Annotated in this window: 11 protein-coding genes and 2 pseudogenes; 10 read left to right on the top strand and 3 right to left on the bottom strand. The window is 59.4% G+C overall.

All coding sequences use genetic code 11. From position 1 onward, the window contains the following. Both L8K08_RS29820 and L8K08_RS29815 read left to right on the top strand, forming a co-directional pair. Positions 1-5,722 (top strand): annotated as a pseudogene (locus tag L8K08_RS29820) (LapA family giant adhesin); the annotation flags it as partial. 152 nt (positions 5,723-5,874) lie between these two features. Beyond that, positions 5,875-6,213, top strand: a complete 339-nt coding sequence (locus L8K08_RS29815; RefSeq protein WP_016968775.1) for a hypothetical protein — start codon at positions 5,875-5,877, stop codon at positions 6,211-6,213. A gap of 152 nt (positions 6,214-6,365) precedes the next feature. Here L8K08_RS29815 and lapD read toward each other — a convergent pair whose 3' ends face one another. Beyond that, a complete protein-coding gene (gene lapD, locus L8K08_RS29810; protein WP_242201949.1) occupies positions 6,366-8,312 on the bottom strand; it encodes a cyclic di-GMP receptor LapD in 1,947 nt (648 codons plus the stop codon). Between the two features lie 14 nt (positions 8,313-8,326). Continuing rightward, a complete protein-coding gene (gene lapG / locus L8K08_RS29805; protein WP_106580708.1) occupies positions 8,327-9,019 on the bottom strand; it encodes a cysteine protease LapG in 693 nt (230 codons plus the stop codon). 252 nt (positions 9,020-9,271) lie between these two features. Between lapG and L8K08_RS29800 the strand changes: the two genes are divergently transcribed. The 5 genes from L8K08_RS29800 (at position 9,272) to L8K08_RS29780 (ending at position 15,898) form a co-directional block, all read left to right on the top strand. Next, positions 9,272-9,982, top strand: coding sequence for a GntR family transcriptional regulator (locus L8K08_RS29800; RefSeq protein WP_242201948.1), 711 nt, complete (start codon positions 9,272-9,274; stop codon positions 9,980-9,982). 363 nt (positions 9,983-10,345) lie between these two features. Further along, positions 10,346-11,104: a DUF3050 domain-containing protein gene (locus L8K08_RS29795; RefSeq protein WP_242201947.1), complete on the top strand. Its 759-nt coding sequence runs from the start codon at positions 10,346-10,348 to the stop codon at positions 11,102-11,104. Then, positions 11,101-12,048, top strand: a complete 948-nt coding sequence (locus tag L8K08_RS29790; protein ID WP_242201946.1) for a diiron oxygenase — start codon at positions 11,101-11,103, stop codon at positions 12,046-12,048. The genes L8K08_RS29795 and L8K08_RS29790 overlap by 4 nt, the downstream gene beginning before the upstream one ends. Then, positions 12,045-15,422 (top strand): amino acid adenylation domain-containing protein, encoded by a 3,378-nt coding sequence (locus L8K08_RS29785; RefSeq protein ID WP_242201945.1) that lies wholly within the window; start codon positions 12,045-12,047, stop codon positions 15,420-15,422. The genes L8K08_RS29790 and L8K08_RS29785 overlap by 4 nt, the downstream gene beginning before the upstream one ends. A 17-nt stretch (positions 15,423-15,439) precedes the next feature. Continuing rightward, positions 15,440-15,898, top strand: a complete 459-nt coding sequence (locus tag L8K08_RS29780; RefSeq protein ID WP_145166190.1) for an SRPBCC family protein — start codon at positions 15,440-15,442, stop codon at positions 15,896-15,898. Between the two features lie 38 nt (positions 15,899-15,936). On the opposite strand, the gene L8K08_RS29775 is transcribed toward L8K08_RS29780, so the two are convergent. Further along, positions 15,937-17,817, bottom strand: a complete 1,881-nt coding sequence (locus L8K08_RS29775) for a methyl-accepting chemotaxis protein (protein WP_145166189.1) — start codon at positions 17,815-17,817, stop codon at positions 15,937-15,939. 279 nt (positions 17,818-18,096) lie between these two features. On the opposite strand from L8K08_RS29775, the gene L8K08_RS29770 reads away from it, so the two are divergent. The 3 genes and pseudogenes from L8K08_RS29770 (at position 18,097) to L8K08_RS29760 (ending at position 22,193) form a co-directional block, all read left to right on the top strand. After that, positions 18,097-18,612 (top strand): sigma-70 family RNA polymerase sigma factor, encoded by a 516-nt coding sequence (locus L8K08_RS29770; RefSeq protein WP_242201944.1) that lies wholly within the window; start codon positions 18,097-18,099, stop codon positions 18,610-18,612. A gap of 5 nt (positions 18,613-18,617) precedes the next feature. Further along, a complete protein-coding gene (locus L8K08_RS29765) occupies positions 18,618-19,592 on the top strand; it encodes a FecR family protein (RefSeq protein WP_145166187.1) in 975 nt (324 codons plus the stop codon). 105 nt (positions 19,593-19,697) lie between these two features. Continuing rightward, positions 19,698-22,193 (top strand): annotated as a pseudogene (locus L8K08_RS29760) (TonB-dependent siderophore receptor). Positions 22,194-22,366 lie beyond the last annotated feature (173 nt).

Raw genomic sequence — 22,366 nt, 5'->3', positions numbered from 1 at the left:
CCCGGCCAACGACGTTTACAACAATGGTTCGACCGTCAACACGACGATCACCAACGCCACTGGCGGTAACTTCGAGAACCTGGCAACCAACCCAGCGCCAGCCACCACCACGATTACCGATTCGATCGACACCACCACCGTCACTCTGACGGCAGATACATCGGTCGTTGAAGGCGGCAACATTACTTACACCGCCACGTTGACCAATCCAGCGCAAACCGCTGTGACGGTTACCTTGAGCAACGGCCAGACGATCAACATCGAAGCGGGCAAGTCCAGCGGAACTGTAGTTTTCGAAACCCCAGCCAACGACGTCTACAACAACGGTTCGACCGTCAACACCACGATCACCAGCGCCACCGGTGGCAACTTCGAAAACCTGGCAACCAACCCTGCGCCAGCAACCACCACCATCACCGACTCGATCGACACCACCACCGTCACCCTGACGGCAGATCCATCGGTCGTTGAAGGCGGCAACATCACCTACACCGCTACGCTGACCAATCCAGCGCAAACCGCTGTGACGGTCACGCTGAGCAACGGCCAGACGATCAACATCGAAGCGGGCAAGTCTTCGGGCACGGTCGTGTTCCAAACGCCGCCGAACGACGTTTACAACAACGCTTCGACTGTCAGCACAACGATCACCAAGGCAACCGGCGGTAATTTTGAGAACCTGGCGGCGAATCCGGCCGCTGCCGTGACGAGCATCACCGACTCGATCGACACCACCACCGTGACCCTGAGCGCGCCAAGCGAAGTCAACGAAGGCGGCACCATCACCTACACCGCCACCTTGAGCAACAAGGCTGGCAGCGACATGGTGATCACCCTGGATAACGGCTCGACGATCAAGATTGCCAAGGATTCTCTGGTCGGCCAGGTGACCGTTAATGCGCCAGGCGATGACGTGTTCATCGACAAGAGCACCCAGACCGTCAAGATCGCCGGCACGACCGGCGGCAATTTCGAAAACCTCAGCGTGACGCCAGGCGGCGCCACTACCGTGGTCAACGACACCATTGATACGGTGAGAATTCTCCTGACCGCCACCGGCAGCGTCGGCGAGAAAGGCAACATCGTCTACACCGCCACCCTGGTCGACAAAGACGGTCATGCCGTCAATAACGTCGGCAAAACTTTGGTCGTCGAGCTGGATAACGGCAAGACCATCAGCATTGCCGACGGCCAGAGTTCCAGCACGGCCACCGTTGTCGCGCCTAACGATGTGTACGCCGGCAACCAGACGGTGACTGCGGCCATCAAGGGCGTCACCGGTGGTGAGCAGTTCGAGAACCTGGTGCCGGTCAAGGATCCGGTGAGCACCACCGTATACGACACACCGGGCACCACCGACCTGACGACCGTGACCCTGACCGCGCCAAGTGCGGTCAACGAAGGCGGCACCATCACCTACACCGCCACCTTGAGCAACAAGGCCGGCAGCGACATGGTGGTCACCCTGGATAACGGCGCCACGATCAAGATTGCCAAGGATTCCCTGGTCGGCCAGGTGACCGTCAATGCGCCAGGCGATGACGTGTTCATCGACAAAAGCACCCAGACCGTGAAGATCACCGGCACTACCGGCGGTAATTTCGAGGGCGTGACCATCACCCCGGGCGGCGCGACCACCGTCGTCAACGACACCATCGATGACGTGACCGTGTCGCTCAAAGCCAACGGCTCGGTCAGCGAAGGCGGCCAGATCACCTACACCGCGTCCCTGGTCGACAAGAACGGCAATGCCGTAATCAACGTCGGCTCCGACCTGGTGGTGAAGTTGGATAACGGCTCGACCATTACCATCGGCAACGGCCAGTCCAGCAACACCGCGACCGCCACTGCGCCTAACGATGCGTATGTCGGCGCCAACGACGTGACCGCCAAGATCACCGGCGTGGTCAGCGGCGGCGACAAGTACGAGCATTTGATCGTCGACGGCAGCACCGTGACCACCAAGGTGACGGATGTGATCAACAACACCACCATCAGCATTACCGGCGACGCATCGGTGACTGAAGGCGCCACGGCGAACTACACCCTGACCCTGAGCAACCCGGCGCAAACCGATGTGACCGTGACGCTCAAGTACAGCGGCACCGCCACCGACGGCTCGGACTTCACCGGCGTGTACACCGTGAAGATCCCGGCCGGCGCCAGCAGCGTGCCGTTCACGATCGGCACGATCGACGACAAGATCACCGAGCCGACAGAAACGATCGTCATCACCATCGATAAAACCACCGGCGGCAACTTCGAAAACCTGGTGGTCGGCAATGGCAGCGTCAGCACCAACATCATCGACAACGACGCGCCGCCGGTCATCGACCTGGATGCCAACAACTCCAGCGGCGCCACCGGTGCCGACTACAAGACTTCGTTCACCGAAGGCGGCACGGGCGTGTCGATTGCTGACACCGACATCAAGATTACCGATCCGGACAGCACTCAACTGACCGGCGCCACCGTGGTCTTGACCAACACTCAGCAGGGCGATTCGCTGAACTACGCAGGCGTTACGGGCATCACTGTGACCCCGACCACAGACCCTGCCACCGGCAAGATCACGCTGACCCTGACCGGTACGGCGTCGCTGGCTGACTACATGCAGCAGATCAAGAACATCACGTTCACCAACAACAGCCACGACCCGAGCACCACGCCGCGGACCATCACCGTGACCGTGACCGATGGTGGCAATTACTCCAACGTCGCTACCGCCACGGTCAATGTCGTGGCGGTCAACGATGCGCCAGTGGCAACCGGCAGCGCCGTGACCGGTACCGAAGACACGCCGCTGGCCCTGACCTGGGCCAACTTCGGCGTGACCGATGTGGACTCGCCACAAGCCAGCCTTGGCGTGAAAATCACCGACCTGCCGGTGGCCGGCAAGCTGCAATACCTGGCGGCCGACGGCACCACCTGGACCAACGTGACCGCCGGCCAGACCTTCACCAAGGCGCAGATCGACGGCGGCCAGTTGCGCTTTATGCCCAACGCCAACGAGTCCGGCACCGACGGTTATGGCGGCACCGGTATTGGCAACAAGCAGGCCGATTACGCGCAGTTCAAGTTCCAGCCTACCGACGGCAAGGACCTGGGCACCAGCGCCACGGTGAAAGTCGATATCACGCCGGTCGCCGACGCACCGACCCTGAATGTGGCTGACAACAACGTCAATTCGGTGGGCTTGCTCAAGCAAAGCTGGAACAGCATCGCCGGCATCGGCACCAATGGTAACGGCGCGGCCCCGGCCGACCTGAAAAACGCCATTGATAACGCCGGCACGCCCAACAGCAGCGCGATTGTGACCAACGTCGAATCCACCGCCAACGTGGCGGCGGGTGCGGGCTCGAAGATCTCCGGCCTGATGTACATGGAAGCCGGCAAGTCCTACACCTTCAGCGGCACCGGCGATGACAGCCTGGTGATCAACGTCGGAGGCAAAGACGTGGCCAGCGCGCAATGGGGCACCAACAGTGGCAAGTTCAGCGGCTCGATCACCCCGACCGTCAGCGGCTACTACAGCATCGAGATTTACCACGCCAACCAGTCCGGCCCGGGCAGCTATGACGTCAACCTGTCGGTCAACGGCGCAGCGGCCACAGACCTGAGCACCAGTGGCGCGGCGCTGTACACCGGCGTCACTGACCTGACCAACGCCGGCGTGACCGTGTCCGACCTGCATGGCAGCAACGGTGACGGTTACTACGTGGGCTACAAGCTCAACGAAGGCCAGGAAAACGGCACTGTGAAGCTGTCCAAGGTCACCACCGCGTTGACCGATACCGACGGCTCGGAAACCCTGAGCGTGAAGATCAGCGGCGTACCGGCAGGCTCCGTGCTCACCGACGCTTCCGGGCACACCTTCACCGCGACCAAAACCGTGGGCGAAGTCAACGTCACCGGCTGGGACCTGAGCACCCTGACCATCAAGCCGCCGACCTACTACAGCGGCCAGTTCAACCTGACCGTCACCTCGACGTCCACCGAAAGCCTCGGCGGTTCGGCCATCACCACCGCACAATTGCCGGTGACGGTGTACCCGGCCACGTACAGCTCGATCACGGGCACCTCGGGCAGTGACGCGATTACCGGCACCGATGGCAACGACATCGTCGTGGCCGATATCGGCGGCCTGAACGTGGTGCAGGGCAAGAACTACAACATCGCGTTCATGGTGGACAGTTCCGGCAGCATGAGCACCGCGTCGGTCAACGCCGCGAAGGCTTCGTTGACCTCGGTGTTCAACTCGCTCAAAGACAGCCTGGGCGCCAACACGTCGGGGACTGTGAATATCTTCCTGGCGGATTTCGATACCCAGGTGAACAAGTCGGTCGCCATCAACCTCAACGATCCAAACGCCCTGACGTTGCTCAAGGCAGTGCTGGACTCGATGGTGTCGGGCGGCGGTACCAACTATGAAGACGTGTTCAAGACCACGGCCAACTTCTTCCAGAGCGGCCTGGCGACCGGCAACACCGGCGCGACCAACCTGACCTACTTCATCACCGACGGCCAGCCGACGTACTTCCAGAACGGCGAGCAGACCAACCCGGTGGTCACTGACTTCTACAACAGCGGCGTCACCGATGGTCGCTTGGACGACTACATCAGCACCAACAACTATGTGCTGGGTAACACGTTCAGCATCAACGTCAACGGCACTAACCTGCAGTTGATCGACAGCCGCGGCCAATTGCACCAATGGGTACAGGTCCGCAGTGGCGGCTGGTACGACAATGGCGTGATCGGCACCGTGCACGCCCAGGGTGACGGCACGTTTGAAGTCTCCTACCTCGACGGCAGTGGCAGCAGCACCAGCACAGCGACCACAAACAACTCCAGCAGCGGCTTTGCACTGCTCAAAGGCTTGTCGGCGGTAGAAGCCATCGGTATCAACGGCGACGTCAGCCTCAATGACCTCCGGCCGTACGACAGCGATGGCAAGCCGCAAAGCAACATCGATCCGAAGGACCTGGCCAACGCCATCCTCGGCCACACCGAGGCAACGCTGCCGGGCAACGACACGATCAACGGGGGTGACGGCAACGACATCATCTTCGGCGACCTGGTGAGCTTCAGCGGTATTACCGGTGAGGGTTACAACGCACTGCAGGCCTTTGTTGCACAGAAGACCGGCGTGGCGGTCACGGCGGTGACCACCTCGAACGTGCACCAGTACGTGACCGAGCACTATGCCGACTTCGACGTGTCCGGCGCCAAAGACGGCAACGACACACTGTTGGGCGGCGCGGGTGATGACATCCTGTTCGGCCAGGGCGGCAACGACTACCTGGACGGCGGCAAAGGCAATGACATCTTGCTGGGCGGCACCGGTGACGACACCTTGATCGGCGGCCAGGGCAACGACATCCTGATCGGTGGTTCGGGTGCCGACACCTTCGTGTGGAAAGCGGGTGACCTGGGCAACGATGTGATCAAGGACTTTAAAGCCTCGGAAGGTGACCGGATCGATCTCAAGGATCTGCTGAAGGGTGAGACAGACAGCACCATCGACAACTACCTCAAGATCACCACGGTAGACGGCGTGTCGACCCTGCAAATCAGCAGTGAAGGCAAGCTCAACGCGGCTGGCGGCGTGGCCAATGCCGATGTGACGATCAAGCTGGAAGGCAATGATTGGTCTCACACCAGCATCAACTCGCTGATCAGTGGTGCCGACCCGACCATCAAGATCGATCACACCGCCTAAGACGCGATGAACCGGCCGCCCACTCGGGCGGCCGATTTATTTGGCTGATGCGTTACTGGCTCTTACGGGCGGTTGCATCGCATACTCGCGCTCATAAACACACCATTGACCTATGCTGGTGAACGCGTGTGGCTCATTTTCGAGGGTTTCTTATGTTTTACGTGCAACGTGATGCACAGGGTGCACTGAGTCGCGTGGAGGCCGCCGCCTTTGCCGAATCAACTGAGACCCTGCCGGCCGATCACCATGAGATTCAGGCCTGGTACGCCAACGAAGTGGTGGAAACCAGCCTGGCGCAGCTCAAGCAAAGTGACCTGGAGATGATTCGGGTGCTGGACGACTTGATTCAGGTGCTGACGCGCAAGGGCGTGATCAGCGTGACGGACCTGCCGCCGGCAGCGCAGGCCAAGCTGATGGACCGTACCCACGCGCGGGAAGCGTTGGGCGGGTTGAGCCACCTGATCAATGATGAAGAGACTGGTTTGATCTGATTTAGTTAGGCAAACCGAATCTAAATCGGGGCAGGCTTTTGTGGGAGCTGGCTTGCCTGCGATGCAGGCACCTCGGTGTATCAGGCGGACCGAAGTGATGCTATCGCAGGCAAGCCAGCTCCCACACAAGCGAGTGCCCCGTTAGGTTTGGATTATTTCCAGGGCGCCGGTTCACCGAATAGCTGCCCCTGCACACCGAAAATCCCCATCTCGCGAATCACCTTCAGCTCACCCTCGGTTTCCACGCGCTCGGCAATCAATGGCAAGTCGATGCTGTGGGCCGCACGCTGGATCGCCTCGATAAACAGGCGTTTATCGCTTTCCTGATCGATGGCGCGGATGTAGCTGCCGTCGATTTTCAGGTACGCCAGGCCCAGCCGTGCAAGGTTGCCGATCATGCTGAAACGCCCACCAAAGCGCTGCAGGCTCAGAGAGAAGCCCAGCTCGCGCAGGCGCTGGGTCAACTGCTCCAGCAGCGCCTGCTCCGGCAATTGTTCTTCACCGATTTCCAGGGTCAGGCGCGGGCCCAGGTTGCTGTGCTGGCGCAGCAGCTCAAAAATCCGATTCAGCGCCTGAGCATCCTGCAAGGTCGCGGCAGACAGGTTCAGCGCCAGGCTATGGCTGTGGCCGGCCATTTGCTTGAGTACCTGCTCGAGCATCAAGCGGTCCAGGCGCGCCGTCCAGCCGAAGCGCTCAAGCCACGGCAGGAAACGCCCGGCAGGTATCGTGTGGCCGTCTTCATCCTGCAAGCGCGACAGCACTTTGTAGTGCAAGACCAGTTGCGGGTCCTGACTGGCGACGACCGGTTGGAAGTACAGCTGGAAACGCTGCTGAGTCAGGGCCTGGTCGAGCAGCGTGTGCCACGCATGGTGATCGTCGCCGACGCTGGCGGCGGCGCTATGGTCCAGGCACACCCAGCTGGTGTCGCCCTGCCCTTCGGCCTGGGCCAGGGCTTGGTCAGCCAGGGTCAACAACGCTTGAGGCGAGTCGCCATGGTTGAACGGTGCCAGGCCGATATAGGCAACTGGCGTGACATCACTGGCGCCAGTGGCTTGCAGGCTGAGCAACGTGGTCTCAAGGTTCTGCGCCAGTTGCAGCGCTTCTTCGTGCACCAGCCCCGGCGCCAGCACCGCAAACTCACCGCCGCGGATACGGGTGACGAGGTTGTGGGTTTCCGGGTACGGCTCGCACTCGCGCAGCAGCTGTTCGCCGACCGCTTGCAGCAATTGGTCGGTACGCTGGCCCCCGAGGCGCTGGTTGAGACCGGCCAGGTCCTTGACCCGCAGCAGCAGCAGATAGCCGGAGCTGGTCTCTTCCGGGTTACTCACACGGGCGTTGAGCTGCATTTCGAAATAACGCCGGTTGGCGAGGCCGGTGAGGTTGTCTTGGTAGGACTCGATGCGCAGCTTTTCGCTGCGCTCGGCCTGCTCCTGGAACAGCGCCTTGAGCTTTTCCACCATCTGGTTCATGGCCTGCACTACGCGGCGCAGTTCCGGCGTGCGCGGCAGGTCGGGCAAGCTGAGAAACTCGCGACGGGCAATGGCGTGGGACTGCTTGACCATGTAGTCCAATGGCTTCAACTGCCGACGCAGCAACAACGCGCCAAGCACCGCACTGACCGCGCCGCACAGCAACAGCCAGCCGAGGCTGCCCAGGGCGCTTTGCCAGAGTTTGGCCAGGGCGAACATCGGGTGACTGACCACCTCCACGCGCGCCGCCTGCTCCCAGCCGCGATTGACCAGCGCATCGCCACCCGCCGGCTCCAGGCCGATCAATTTCACGAACCAGTTGGGCACACCGTTGTTGTCGGGAATGCCGCTGCGCTCGACGATGGTTTTATCCGTGGCCAGGTCCACCACGCGGATGCTTGCGTAATAGCCGCTGTCGAAGATCGAGCTGACCAGCAGTTCGACCATGGCCGGGTCGTCGATATTGGGCGTCAGCGACAATGCCAGTGCCGTCGCCGCATCCTGCGCGTGGGAGCGAAGCTGGTTGACGTATTGGGTGCGCGAGCTTTCCAGGCTGACCATGAAGCTGCCACTGAAGGCGACCACCAGGAACAGACAGATTGCGATCAATAGTTGTTTGAACAGAGACATCCGATCAGTTACTCCTAGTTGGCAGGCTCGGCCGGGAAGCCTTCGGCACGCATTTTTCTCAACACATCCTGCCAGCGCGACAAGCGTTTGGTATCACCGACTTTCGTGTTGCCCTTGGCGCCGGGCAGGTACAAACCCTCGGCGTTGAAGGAATACACGGGAATCAGGTCGGTACGGCGGGTGGCCGGCAGGATCTCGTCCATCAGGCTATCGAGCACCAGCGGGATGGCGTTCGGGGTCGAATAATACGTCAGCACCATGTGCGCGCGATTCTGCCGCAAGGCCTTGACGTAGGTAATGCGCAATTTGTCGCTGGAAACGCCCAGGTGACGCAGGCTGAAATACTTGGCGATTGCATAGTCTTCACAATCTCCGGCACCTTTCCACAGGGCTTCGATGGGCGTCTCCCAATAATCGACCACGTGCCACAGGTCGATGTCTTCCACGTACGTCATTTGCTTGTTGAAGAACAGATTGACGACCTTGAGCTGCTCCTGCTCGTCGACCTGCTTTTGGGTCGCGAGCAACCGCTGCCAGGCGTCAATCCGCTGCTGGCCCTCACCCAGCGGCCCGTACAAGGCGGTGGCTTTGCGGCTGATCTGAGAGAAATCCCAATCGGCATGCAGCCCGCCGAGCATCAAGCCAGCCAACAGAATCGCTGAAAATAGCCAGCTAAGGATTCGAGAGGGAATAAAACTTACCGCCAAGGCGTTCAGTCCGTGAAGAGAGACGGAATTTCAAAGGATGGTGAAGCCTCAACCGACAAAAAACAATGGCACAGTGCAATCATTCATACGGGGGCGAAGTTCATGACCCGCCGCTGTGGGATGCACAAAGTACAGCTTGTAAGCCCTTACAAACGGAAACTTTGGCTGTTTGACAAGCGTGTGGGCCATCTTTAGTGTGCATTGGATCCAATTAAACACACTCCATTCAACAATAAGGAGGATAGCGTAACCGTGACGCAGAAGCCGAACCCGTTAAGCAGCATCAAAATCAGCGGGCCTATTCCCGCCCACCTTGCCCGCGCCGTTATTGAAGAAACCCTGCGCAATGCCATTCTCGACGGTCGACTGCCCTGTGGTACCGCGATGCGCCAGCAAGAGCTCGCCAGCCTGTTCGGTGTCAGCCGCATGCCCGTACGCGAAGCTTTGCGCCAGCTGGAAGCCCAGTCTTTGCTGCATGTGGTGACGCACAAGGGCGCCGTGGTTGCGCCGTTGATCGAAGACAATTCAGCTGAAACCTATGCCCTGCGCATGCTGCTGGAATCCGAAGCGCTGCGCCTGTCGATCCCGTTGCTTACCGACGCCGACATTGCCGAAGCCGATGCCTTGATCAAAGCGCTGGAGCAGGAGAAAGATTACGCCGAGATTGGCCGTCTCAATCGTCTGTTTCACATGGCGCTTTATAGCAAGGCACCCAACCAGCGTTTGCTCAAGTTGGTTGAACACGGCTTGAACGAGGAAGAACGCTTTCTGCGCTTCAACCTCGAAGCGATGGGGCTGGGCGAGACGTCCCAGGAAGATCACCGTGAACTGCTGAGCCTGGTGGCCCAGAAGAAAACCGACGAAAGCATCCTGACGTTGCGCAACCACCTGATGCGCGGCATGGAGGTCATCTCCACCTACCTCAACGGTCTTGAAGCCGCCGCAACACTCGACACGCAGTAAGTTTTACCACGCGTTTTGTAGATTCTTATACGGTGAAGGCCCCTTTCTGTGCGGAAGGGCCCCCACGGTATACATCGCCTATTTATTGATGCCCGGCTAACTTAAAGAAACGTCCCACTTCCATTCAAGCAAGTTACTTACAACAAACTGTATTTCGAAAAAATATCTAATACTTTCACCATCTCGCCCAAACGTTTAATCAGCTTACTATCGCTGCCTCATACAACAAACACTTCATTTTGCTGCGCAGTCTAGTCGCGTTCTTACTGCGCGCGGGGTCTGGCTATGCGCCACGCCTGCACGCCCAGTTATAAATCCCAACACTGTTTTCAGAGCAGTCGCAATAACTTATAGGCATCAACCATGCATCAACACTTACTTGAACAAAAGAAACTGCAGCTGTGCAGCCATCCGTTATTTAAAGAAATAACTTCATTGACCAAGTTACAGCGTTTTATGCAACACCATGTATTTGCCGTTTGGGACTTCATGAGCCTGACCAAACGCTTGCAGCAGGACCTGAGCTGCACGCAATTACCCTGGCTGCCGCCCCTCGACCCGCAAGCGGCACGCCTCATCAACGAAATCGTGCTCGGCGAAGAGTCCGATGCACACCCCGCACAGGGCCATTGCAGCCACTTCGACCTGTACCTGCAAGCGATGGCCGAAGTAGGCGCTGACACCCGCGTCGTCCGGCGCTTCATTGAGCTGCAGCGTCAAGGGACCGAAGCCAGCGCAGCCTTGCATCAGGTCGATGCGCCGCCAGGCGTAGCCCGCTTTGTCGAAAGCACGTTGCAGATCGCCTTGAACGCGCCCACCCACGGCGTAGCGTCCGCCTTCCTGCATGGACGCGAGAGTGTCATTCCCACCATGTTCGCGTGCATTCTGCACGGCGATGTATTCAAGGGCCGCCAGGCGCCGACCTTCTGCTACTACTTGAACCGTCACATCGAACTGGACACGCAAGGGCATGGGCCCGCCGCAGAGCTGCTACTCCAGCGCCTGATCGGTACAGACCCGACTCGCCAACGCCAGGCCGATGAAATCGCTCTGGGCGCCGTGCACAGCCGCCTCCGCTTCTGGGACGACGTGCGCGCCTCGCTGCAAGAGAGGCAGCCATGAACGCCACCGACTATCGCTCCTTCGCCGATGACTGGGAACGCCGTGCAACCCTGCGTACACGTCCGCGGCGCATGCTGGAAAACGACGACAGGCTGATCTATCCCGCGAGCCGCCAGCCCCTGGTGCTGAGCGCGACTTTCCTTGAGCATTGCTCGCAGTGGCGCGACTTCGTGCTGGTGCAAAGCTTCTACAAATTCCTCAATGACGTGGTGATCTTCGAAACCGAGATCGTCGACAAGACCGCTCGCAGCATTGCCAAGAATCGCTTCTCGCTGTCCTTCCCCCTCGCCTGTCGCTACGACGCAATGACCGTCGTGGTCGATGAGGATTACCACGCGCTGGTCGCGCTGGATTTCCTGCAACAGACCGTGGCCATGACGGGCCTGCAACCGCTCGACTTGCCTGGCCAAATCGAACTGAGCCATGCCTTGCCCGCAGCCCAGGCGCTGGCGCCGCCGCACCTGCGTGATGCCGTAGAGTTGATTGGCGTGGCTATCGCCGAGAACACCATCACCCATGACGTCGCGGCGTTTGCCAAAGATGACAGCGTCAAATCGTCCATACGCGGCTTGATGGCCGACCACCTGTTTGATGAAGGCCGCCATGCACAGTTCTGGACCCACCTGGTGCGTATCTACTGGCAGTCGGCAAACCCGGCCGACCGCGACAGCATCGCGTCTACCCTGCCGGTGTTCTTGACGCATTACCTGACCAACGATCTGCAGAAGGCTTTCGATCTGCAGTTGATCGAACACCTGGACGTCGGCGCCGACGTTCGCCGTGCGCTTGAGGACGAAGTCGCAGCGCTGCACTTTCCCATCACCCGCCAACACCCGCTGCTCGGCAATATCATGGGTTTTCTGCACCACAGCGGTGTGCTGCACACCCCGAGCGTCGCCCTGGCCCTGAGCGCCTATTTACCCGAATCGGGGAGGCAGCCATGAGGCGCTTGAACATGGGATGGAGCGGCACCAGCAAAGCCTTGGAAGCGATCAGGCAAACGCTGGAGCAGTACGGACACGTCACCGCGACGGAGTCCCTCGACGTCATGATTGAAGACGGCAGCCAACCGCTGCGCGAGCCTGCCGATAGAACCCAGCGGATCAGCCTGCGACTGGGCATTGGCCCGGTGTCTGAACACGGGCTTCCTGCGGTGCAATTGCGCTGCTATGACCAGACCCGTCGCGTACTGGCGATACGCGATATTACCGAGGAGCCCAGCGGCAACGGCGAGCGATTGCGCCGACAAGCGACGAATGCTCTGGTGGAATGGGTAGCCTCGCTGGTCAGCCAATTCTCGCGAGACCCTACGTTTTTTTCGGCGACAACCGTCGCTAATGCCTGGCCTGAGCAAGGCCTGCAAGGGCTGGATGAGTTGGCGTTCCTGCATCGATTCAACCGTACCGCGCAGCCGGCACTGTTACAGGCTGCCCAGGTGCCAATGATCGAACGGTTACAGGCCAGCCTTCATTCCTTTGCTGAACGACCGGCACTGAACATCGCGGGCAGCGTGCTGACCTACCGTCAATTACTGGATCGCGCCGTGTCGATCCAGCAAGACCTGCGTCCCCTGCTGGAACAGGCGCAGACGCCAACCGTGGTCGGCGTGTGCCTGGAAAAATCCGTCGATCTGTATGCCAGCATTCTGGCGGTGCTGGGTTGCGGCGCAGTGTACCTGCCACTGGCACCGGATCATCCGCCGCAACGCCAGCGCACCATGCTGCGAAGCAGCAACGCCAAGGTGTTGGTGGTAGAGGGTCAGCACCCTTTGCGCGACGATTTCGTTACCCTGAATGTCAGCACTGTCGACCCGACCTGTGCCGACATCACACGCCCGCTGATGCAGCATCGTCCCAGCAGCGAGGCGCCCTGCGTGGCGCTTTTCACCTCAGGCACCACCGGCCAACCGAAAGGCGTACTGCTCAGCCAACGCAACCTTGCGCATTTCACCGCCTGGCTTGGCGCCTGTATGTCGTTGGACGAGCACAGCCGCGTGCTGCAATTTTCGCCGCTCAGTTTTGACTCATCGCTGATCGACATCTTCCCTGCCCTGATAGCCGGCGCCGAGTTGATCGTCCCGAGCGAGCGCCAACGGCACGATCCTCAGCAACTGGTCGAGCTGATTCGCCAACAGGGCATCAGCCACGCGTTTCTGCCGCCGGCGCTGCTGAGCATTCTGCCGCTGGATCAGCCCTTGGGTTTGACTCACTTGATGACCGGCGGCGATGCCTGCGAGCCGCATGTGATCGAATGCCTGGCGAGCCAATGCCACCTGCACAATTTCTACGGCCCTACCGAAACGACGGTACTGGTCACCCACCGAACGTTCCAGCCCGGTGACAGCACACGCAATCTTGGCCGCCCCATTGCCAACAGCCAGGTGCTGATCCTCGACGACGACCTGCACCCGGTGGATGAACAGGTGATGGGCGATCTGTATATCGTCGGCCCTGGCCTGGGCCTTGGGTATGTGAGCGCGCCGCAAGGGGCCGACAGCCCGTTTGTTGAGCTGACACTGCCGGGCGGCCGATCGGTGAGGGCATACCGCAGTGGCGACCGGGCGAAATGGACGGCCGACGGTATCGAACTGGGCGGCCGGCGGGATGATCAGGTGAAAATCCGCGGCTTTCGGGTGGAGCCCCAGGAGATTGAGCAATGCCTGCGCAGCAGTCGGCTGTTTCGCCAAGTGGCGGTGCTGATTGATCCTGACCGCAGGATCCTCAGCTTTGCCGCCCAACCCGAACCAGGCGCCACCATGGCGGGCCTCAAGCACCATGCGCGGCAATGGCTGCCGACCTACATGCAGCCCGAGGTGTGGACAGAATTACCCACTCTGCCGCGCACTCACCACGGCAAGATCGACCGCCAGGCATTGCTGGCGATACCGAAACACGCCACTGCGCGCAACGACTGCAATGCTGCACGAACGCCTCTGCAAATGCGGTTGGTGGCGCTGTGGAGTGAGTTGTTGGCGGTGCCGGATGGCGACATTTCCATCGACGATGGTTTCTTCAACCTGGGCGGTCATTCCATTCTGCTGTCTACCCTGCTGCTGCGTCTGCGCAAAGCGTTTGGCCGTAGCCTTTCACTGAGCAGTTTCTTTGAAGCGCCGACAATTCGTACGCTCTGCGTGCTGATGGAAGACGGCGCACTGCCGCATGCACTGTCAGGCCAGGTGGAAAAGGATGCGTCGCAAGCGCTGAATATAGAAACGCTGCATGAGGACCGCGCTGGCGATCCGCGCAAAGTGATTGTCACGGGCGCCAACAGTTTTGTCGGCGTGCACCTCGTCGAAGCCTTGTTGGCCGGCGGTGTGCAGGAGGTGGCATGCCTGGTGCGTGAACAGGCGGGGCAGTCGGCGATGACGCGGTTCACCCAGGCATTGCGCGAGTACCGGCTGGAACATCTGGATTTGAGTCGGGTGCAGGTATATGCCGCCGATATGGGCTTGCCCCGGCTGGGCCTGGCCAGCGATGTGTATGAGCACCTCGCCCGTAACCACGGGGTCTTGGTGCACAACGCGGCGCGGGTCAATCATGTGATGGATTACGCCTCACTCGCCCAGGACAACGTCGAACCGATACGTGAGTGCCTGCGCCTGTGTGAAACCCACTGCAAGAAAGTCTTCAATTTCATCTCGACCCTGTCGGCCTGCAGCAGTGTCGACGCCCAGGGACACATCCTCGAAACGCCGGCTGCAACCACATTGCCGCTCTACCTCAAGAATGGCTACAACCTCTCCAAGTGGGTCGCCGAACGCTTGCTGGGCCGTGCAGCCGAGCAAGGCGCATGGGTGAACATCTATCGCCCGGGAAACATCGCTTTCAATAGCCGCAACGGCGTCTGCAAGCCGCAAAACAACCGCCTGATGATGATGCTCAAGGGTTCGTTGCAATTGGGCCTGGCGCCGCGCCTGCAGGTGAACTTCGACCTGATGCCGGTGGACTTCTTTGCCCGTTTTGTTGCGTTTCACTGCGGCCGCTTTATTGCGAGACGAAACGTATTCAACCTGCACAACCCACAGCCTTTGAGCTGGGATCACTACCTTGATGCATTCAGTCAAGCAGGCCACTGCTTCGAGCGAGTGAGCGTTGCGCAGTGGCAGACAGAGCTGCGAACGGTAGGCCCCGATAACGCGCTGTTTGGCGTGCTGGGCTTCTACCTGGATAACCTCGCAGAAGACATCAGCGACATCACGATGATTTGTCACGAGAACGCACGCCAGGGTGTGGAGGCGATGGGCGAGCAGTACCCGCACAAGGACCCGGCGCTGTTGCGCAGGGGCTGCGACCACCTCAAGGCCATCGGCTTTCTCTGACCGTTCAGGACATTTCTATGAATCTGCTGCAACCCGATACATTAATTCGCAACCCGAACGGCACACCGGTGGTGGCGTCTGTTGACGTCGCGTGCGAGGCCGCTGATCTGTGGCAAGTGGTGGGCAATTTTGCAGGCTTTGATGCCTTCGTTCCGACTCTCTCGCACATCGAAATGACGGGCACAGGCATAGGCGCCTTGCGCACGAAATATTTCCACGATGGCCATTGCGTCGTAGAGCAACTCAACAGCCGCGACGACGACGCCATGTACATGACCTGGACCACACTCTACAACACCTTGGGTGTCGCCCGGCTGTGGGCTGCTATGCAGGTGGAAGCGCTCGGCGCAGGATGTTCGCGGGCAACCTGGACGCTCATGGGTGAGCCGGTCGATACCACCCAGGCGGCGTTTGAACAGTTTGTGCAGACCTTCGCCGACACTGCCCTGGAGAATGTACGCCAGATGTTCAGCTGATCAGCAGGAGCGAGACGCCTCGCTCCTGCAGGGCCCGGTCAGATTTTGAAGCTGTCGACCAGTTGCTTCAGGCGGCTCGCTTGCTGAGACAGCGCATCGCAGTCCTTGAGCGTTTCGTTGAGGTTGGCCACACCCTGCTGATTCAGCAGGTTGATCTGGTTGATGTCGACATTGAGGGTCTCAACCACAGCGGTCTGCTCCTCGGTAGCCGCCGCGACCGACTGGTTCATGCCATCGATCTCGACGATTCGCTGCGTCACGCTGACCAGGCGCTCGCCGGCCTGGTTGGCCACTTCAACGCTCTCCTCGCTGGAGGTCTGGCTGGCGTTCATGGTGGTCACCGCCTCACGCGAGCCCACTTGCAGCGACGTGATCATCTTGTGGATCTCTTCGGCGGACTCCTGGGTACGGTGAGCGAGGTTACGCACTTCGTCGGCAACCACAGCAAACCCACGCCCGGCTTCCCCGGCACGCGCGGCCTCGATTGCGGCATTGAGCGCCAACAAGTTGGTTTGCTGGGAGATGCCTTTGATCACATCAAGGATGTGGCCAATGTTGTCGGTGCTGGCGTTCAGGGTTTCAATCTGAGTGCAGGACAGGCTGATCTTCTGCGACAGCTCCGACATTGCCAGGATGGTTTTCTCCACCACCTTGCGCCCGTCGTCTGCTTGTTCACTGGCACCACTGGCGTGTTGCGAAGCATCAGCTGCGTTACGCGCAATTTCCTGTGTAGCGGCGCCCAGCTCGTTGATCGCCGCGGCCACGCTGTTGGTGCGTGCGCTTTGCTCGTCCGAGCCGATGATCGAGGCGTTCGACGACGCCATCACGCGCTGGGACAGGTCATGCACCTGACGCGTTGCCGAAGACACCTCGGAAATAGACGCGTGGATACGCTCGACGAACTGGTTGAAGGCGCTGCCTACCTCGCCAAACTCGTCCTTGCTGGTCACGTCCAGGCGGCGAGTCAAATCGCCCTCACCCTGGGCAATGTCCTGCATGGCCACACCCATGGTGGTCAGCGGGCGCAGCAGTACTTGGATCAACAGGCTCAACAGCACGGCAATGGCGACAACCGCGATCAGCATGGCGATCAACGCCGAAGTACGGAATTTGCCAAGTGGTGCGTAGGCTTTGTCTTTATCGATCGACAGACCGATGTACCAATCTGCACCGGGCAAACCGCTGATCGGCGTGAACGAAAGAATGCGGTCCTGGCCATTGAGAACCACGTCCTGGCTGACCTTTTCGATCCGCAGGTTGGTACCTGGGTAGATGTCCTTGAGGTTTTTCATCACCTGGTCCTGGTCAGGACTGACGATGACCTGGCCATCGGCGCTGACCAGGAACGCATGGCCGATCCCGCCGAAGTCTACCGAGTTGATGATCTTCACCAGGGTTTGCAGGCTCAGGTCGCCGCCGACCACACCCAACAGCTCACCGTTCTTTTTGACGGGCAGAGCAATGGTTACGATCTGCCCGCCGACTGCGGCCATGTAAGGCGGAGTCAGCATGGGTTTATCGGCAGCCACCGCCTGCTTGTACCAAGGGCGCTGACGCGGGTCGTAATCGTCAGGCATCTTCGCGTCAGGACGCTGGGTGAACACCCCGTTGGTTTGCCCGACGTAGGTGAACTGGAAGTTCGAGGTGAACGCCGGCTGATCAACCAAACCAGGAAGATCGGCCTGAGTGCCCTGATGGGCAACGTTTTGCGCCAGGCTTTCGAGTACCAGAATGCGGCCACTGAGCCAGTTCTGCACACTGCTGGCCGTGAGTTCGCCTGATTGCTGGATAGACGAGTCCAGGTTTTGCTTGATGGTGCTGCGCTGCAGGTAGTCGTTGTAAAGCGTGAATAACGCGAACGCGAGAACCACGACGCCTGATGCGGCCAGCAGAATTTTATGACTGAACTTAAGATTCATTTCATCGACTTCTTTTGCCAAATGGGGATGAGCGTGCCGAGTGGAACATTCCATGTAACGGGATAGGCGGACTCTGCGACCGCTCTATTTCGGTGCACGCATGGCTCGTCAGGCTTTCGGCCAGGCCAGGATAAATCTTAGAAATTTGTGAGAAGCATCCTCATTTTGAGTAGGAAACCGACCGGCGGTAGATCTGCAGGCTCTGGCGTTGCAAAATTTTTCAGCCTCCCAGACAATGAGACTAATTATCATTTGTGACGTTTGGCCGGGCCTGTGTGAATGCCATCTACCGAGTACATCCCTGGTAAACCTGTGGTGCAGACGCTTTACAGCGCCCATCACAGCTGGCTCAACCGGTGGCTGCGCAGTCGCCTGGGCAATGCAGCGGATGCAGCGGACCTGGCTCAGGACACGTTCGTGCGCTTGCTGCAAAAAACCGAACGCCTTGAACTCAAAGCTCCTCGCGCCTTTCTGCGAAGCATCGCCAGCGGCCTGGTGATTGATCATTGGCGGCGCGAAGAAATCCAGCGCGCCTACCTTGAGTCTATTGCCCACCTGCCTGAAGCGTTGGCACCCAGCGCAGAAACGCGGATGTTGGTGCTGGAACTGCTGGAGGAAATCGCCCGTCTTCTGGACGGATTGAAACCGAAAGTACGTCAGGCGTTTCTGCTGGCTCAGTGTGATGGGTTGGCGCACAAGCAGATCGCGCTGCAGATGGGGGTGTCGTTGCGAACAGTGGAACGGTATATCGCGCAGGCGCTGTATCACTGCTACGTAGTGCGTTATGAAACGTGACCCCGATGGATAATGCCGCGCGCCCGGGGCCAGATCCTCAGGTGGTCAAGCAGGCCATCACTTGGGCACTGCGCCTGCGTAATAACCGGGCCAATGTGCGCTTGCATGCACAATGTGAGCGCTGGCGCGAGGCGCATGACGACCATGAATTGGCCTGGCAGCGGGTACAGGCACTGCAGCAGGAATTGAGCAGCCAAATGGCCGCGATTCCCGGTGCGCGCGTGGCCTTGGAAAATGCTTCGCAAGGCGTGGGCCGGCGGCAGGCACTGAAGATGTTGTCTGGCGTCATGTTGGTGGGCTCGGCAGCCTGGTTAAGCCGCGACCTGACCGGCTGGCAGCGCTGGACGTCCGACCTTGCGACCGCCACAGGGGAACGGCGCAGCGTGCAATTGCCGGATGGCGCTCGCGTGCAACTCAACACCGACAGCGCCGTGGACCTGGACTTCAACGCACAGCAGCGTCTGATCACGCTGGTTCGCGGGGAAATCCTGGTGACGTGCGGCGCGCCTTCTTCAGCGCCACTGCTGGTGCAAACTCGGCATGGCTTGCTCGAAGGTATCGACGGGCGCTTTGCCGTGCGCCAAGACAGCGATTGCACACGCTTGAGTGTGGTCAGTGGCAACGTGGCCATTCACTCACCACACTCGGCAGACGGACTGTCGACTCAAGTCCATGCAGGAGAGAACTACCTGGTACATCGCACGCATGCCACGCTGGCGCCGCCGCTGGATATGGACATGGGCGCCTGGGTCGATGGGCTGATCGTGACACGGAACATGCGCCTGGCTGCATTCCTGTCGGAGGTAGGGCGCTATCGCCATGGTTATCTGGGTTGTTCGGCAGAAGCCAGCGACTTGCGGTTGTCGGGGGTTTTCCGCCTGGAGGACACGGATAAATTGTTGGCGGTCGTTGCACAGACGCTGTCTGTTGAAGTGCGCTATCGCACGCGTTGGTGGGTAAGCCTGGAACGTTCAGCCTGATTTTTTATGTTTTATATAAAGTTTTTTTGGCGGTTTTTTTCCGTGAGACCGGCTTAGACAGTAAGCCTTTCAATCAGCCCTCACCGGCCTCCACGGATCTTGATCATGACAGCGCGTTATCCCGGCAACTCATCGTGCTCCTCCTACCCCCTTTTGGCTAAATCCATCCGTGCGGCATTGCTGTCGACCGCGCTGGGCATGGGCGCGGTTCCGATCGCCGGCATGGCTGGGCAAGCAAACATCGAGCAGGTTAACCAGCGCTACGACCTGCCTGCCGGCGCCCTGGGCGAGGTGCTCAATCAATTCGCCCGTCAGGCAGGCATTACCCTCTCCAGCACGCCTGGGCAAACCCAAGGCCGGCAATCAGCCGGGCTGCACGGCGAGTATTCAGCCGGGCAGGGGTTGAATCATCTACTCAGCGGCTCTGGCTTGCAGGCCGTATCGCAAGATGGTGTCAGCTTTGTGCTGGAGACCCAGACGCAGAGCAGCACCGTGACGCTGCCCACCACGGATATCAAAGGCTTCGCCCTGGGTAATGCCTTAGGCAGCATGGAAGGCTATAACGCGACGCATAGCCAAATCGCAACCAAGACCAGCGCTGCGCTGCTGGAGACGTCGCAAACCGTCTCCGTGGTGACGCGCGAGCAGATGGACGACCAAGGCTCCCAGACCGTCGCACAAGCCATGCGTTACACGCCTGGAGTACTGACCAACCCCTATGGCGCGACCCATCGTTATGACTACGTGGCAATGCGCGGTTTTAACGATGGTTCTGTGGACAACATCTACCTTGATGGCTTGAAGTCCATGGGGGATAGCGGCACCTATAGCACCATGCAGGTTGATCCGTATTTTCTCGAGCGCGTGGACATTCTGAAGGGGCCTTCCTCTGTCCTCTATGGACGCAGCTCGCCCGGCGGCCTGGTCGCGCTGACCAGCAAAAAGCCATTGCTTGAGCCCTACCATCAGGTTCAAGCAACGGCAGGCAGTCACGGCCAGCAGGGCATGGGTTTTGACTTCAGTGGCCCCGTGGATGACGACAAGCGTATTGCCTATCGGCTTATCGGTTTAGCGGACAAGGCCGATACGCAGTTCGACCACGCCAAAGAAAAGCGCTTTGCCTTGGCGCCGACACTCAGCATCGACTTTACCGAAGACACCTCGCTGACACTCCAGGCGTACCTGCAGCATGATCCTGATGGCGGCTATCACGGCGGTATGCCGGCAGACGGCGCATTGCATCAGCGTAATGGCCAGCGCATCTCCAGCCACTTCTTTGAAGGTGAACCTGGAGTTGATGGCTACAAACGTGATCAGCAGTCGTTCGGCTATCAGTTCGAGCATCGATTCAACGACGTGTTTACTGCGCGACAGAACTTGCGCTATCTCGACTCCAAGGTGCAATTGGATCAGGTGTACGCCTATGGCTGGACCACACCGACCAGTAACGAGTTGAATCGCTATTACTCGGGAGGTGATGAGAAGCTGCATGCGTTCATCATCGACAACATGCTGCAGGCAGAATTTTTTACCGGGGCCACCCAACATACCGTGCTGATGGGAGCTGATTATCAGCGACGTAAAACGGTGGTGGACTGGACGAGCGGGTCACTGCAGCCAATCAACGCATTCAACCCGGTCTATGGCAACACTGCTATCAGCAATGCCAGCCTGACCAGCTATCTGCGTCGCCTTGAGCAAACTGGCGTTTATCTACAAGACCTGATCGAAATGGATAAATGGCGGTTCTCTCTAGGGCTGCGTTAGGACTGGGTCGAGACCTCTGACGAGAACCGCATCGCTGAAGCGGGTCGACCGCTGGGCACAGAGATTTCTGACAAGCGTACCAAGCTGACTGGGCGAGCCGGCGCGCTGTATTTGTTTGATAACGGCTTGGCACCCTATGTCAGCTATTCAGAGTCGTTCAACCCGAACTCCTATTCAGACAGCGCCGGTAACCCGCTGGCACCCACCAATGGAACGCAGTGGGAAGCGGGCTTGAAGTATCAGCCGCCGGGGACGGATAACCTGTTTACAGCTTCCTGGTTTCGCATCGACCAAGAAAACCTGGCGACGAAGCTTCCACAAGAAAACTTCTATCGCGCAGTAGGTGCGGTTCGCTCGCAGGGCCTGGAGTTGGAAGCACACATGCAACTGACCGATAACCTGAAGATTTTGAGCAGCTATACCTTTACCGACATTAAATACTCAAAATCGATGGTCAGTACGTTGAGCTCAGCCGACAACTTGATCGAGAACAAAGGCAACTCCCCCACGCAGGCACCTCGCCATATGGCATCGGTGTGGGCGGACTACACGTTTGATAGCGGCGCCTTTGACGGCTTGCGAATTGGCGGCGGGGTTCGGTACGTCGGCTACAGCTGGGCAGACGCGGAGAACACAATGAAAGTACCGGCCTACACCTTGTTTGACGCATCCTTGGGGTATGACTTGGGCAGGGTTGGGTTGAAAGGCGTAGATGTACGGTTGAACGCGAGCAACCTGACCAATGAGACCTATGTAGCGTCCTGTGCCAGCCTGAACTTCTGCTATTTGGGCGAAGAGCGTAACGTCAGTGCGACGGTAAGCTATCAATTCTGATCTGTTAGCGTTTCTGACAAGCCAGTGTCCGCTTTCAGGCACTGGCTTTTTTGTGGGCCGGGTTCAGGGTGATCTGATGTGGTCGACCCGGGAGGACTTACCTGCCTTCTCTCAGTCGGCGGCAGTCCTCCAAAACGACAAAACCCCTGTCTGCGTTAGCAGACAGGGGTTTC

Origin of the sequence: Pseudomonas sp. TREG-RG-20F-10-E-6-01 (genome assembly GCF_022662455.1) — a bacterium.
Lineage (GTDB): Bacteria > Pseudomonadota > Gammaproteobacteria > Pseudomonadales > Pseudomonadaceae > Aquipseudomonas.
Note: the sequence above shows the minus strand (reverse complement) of the source record. Positions and strands in the feature narration are given on the sequence as shown.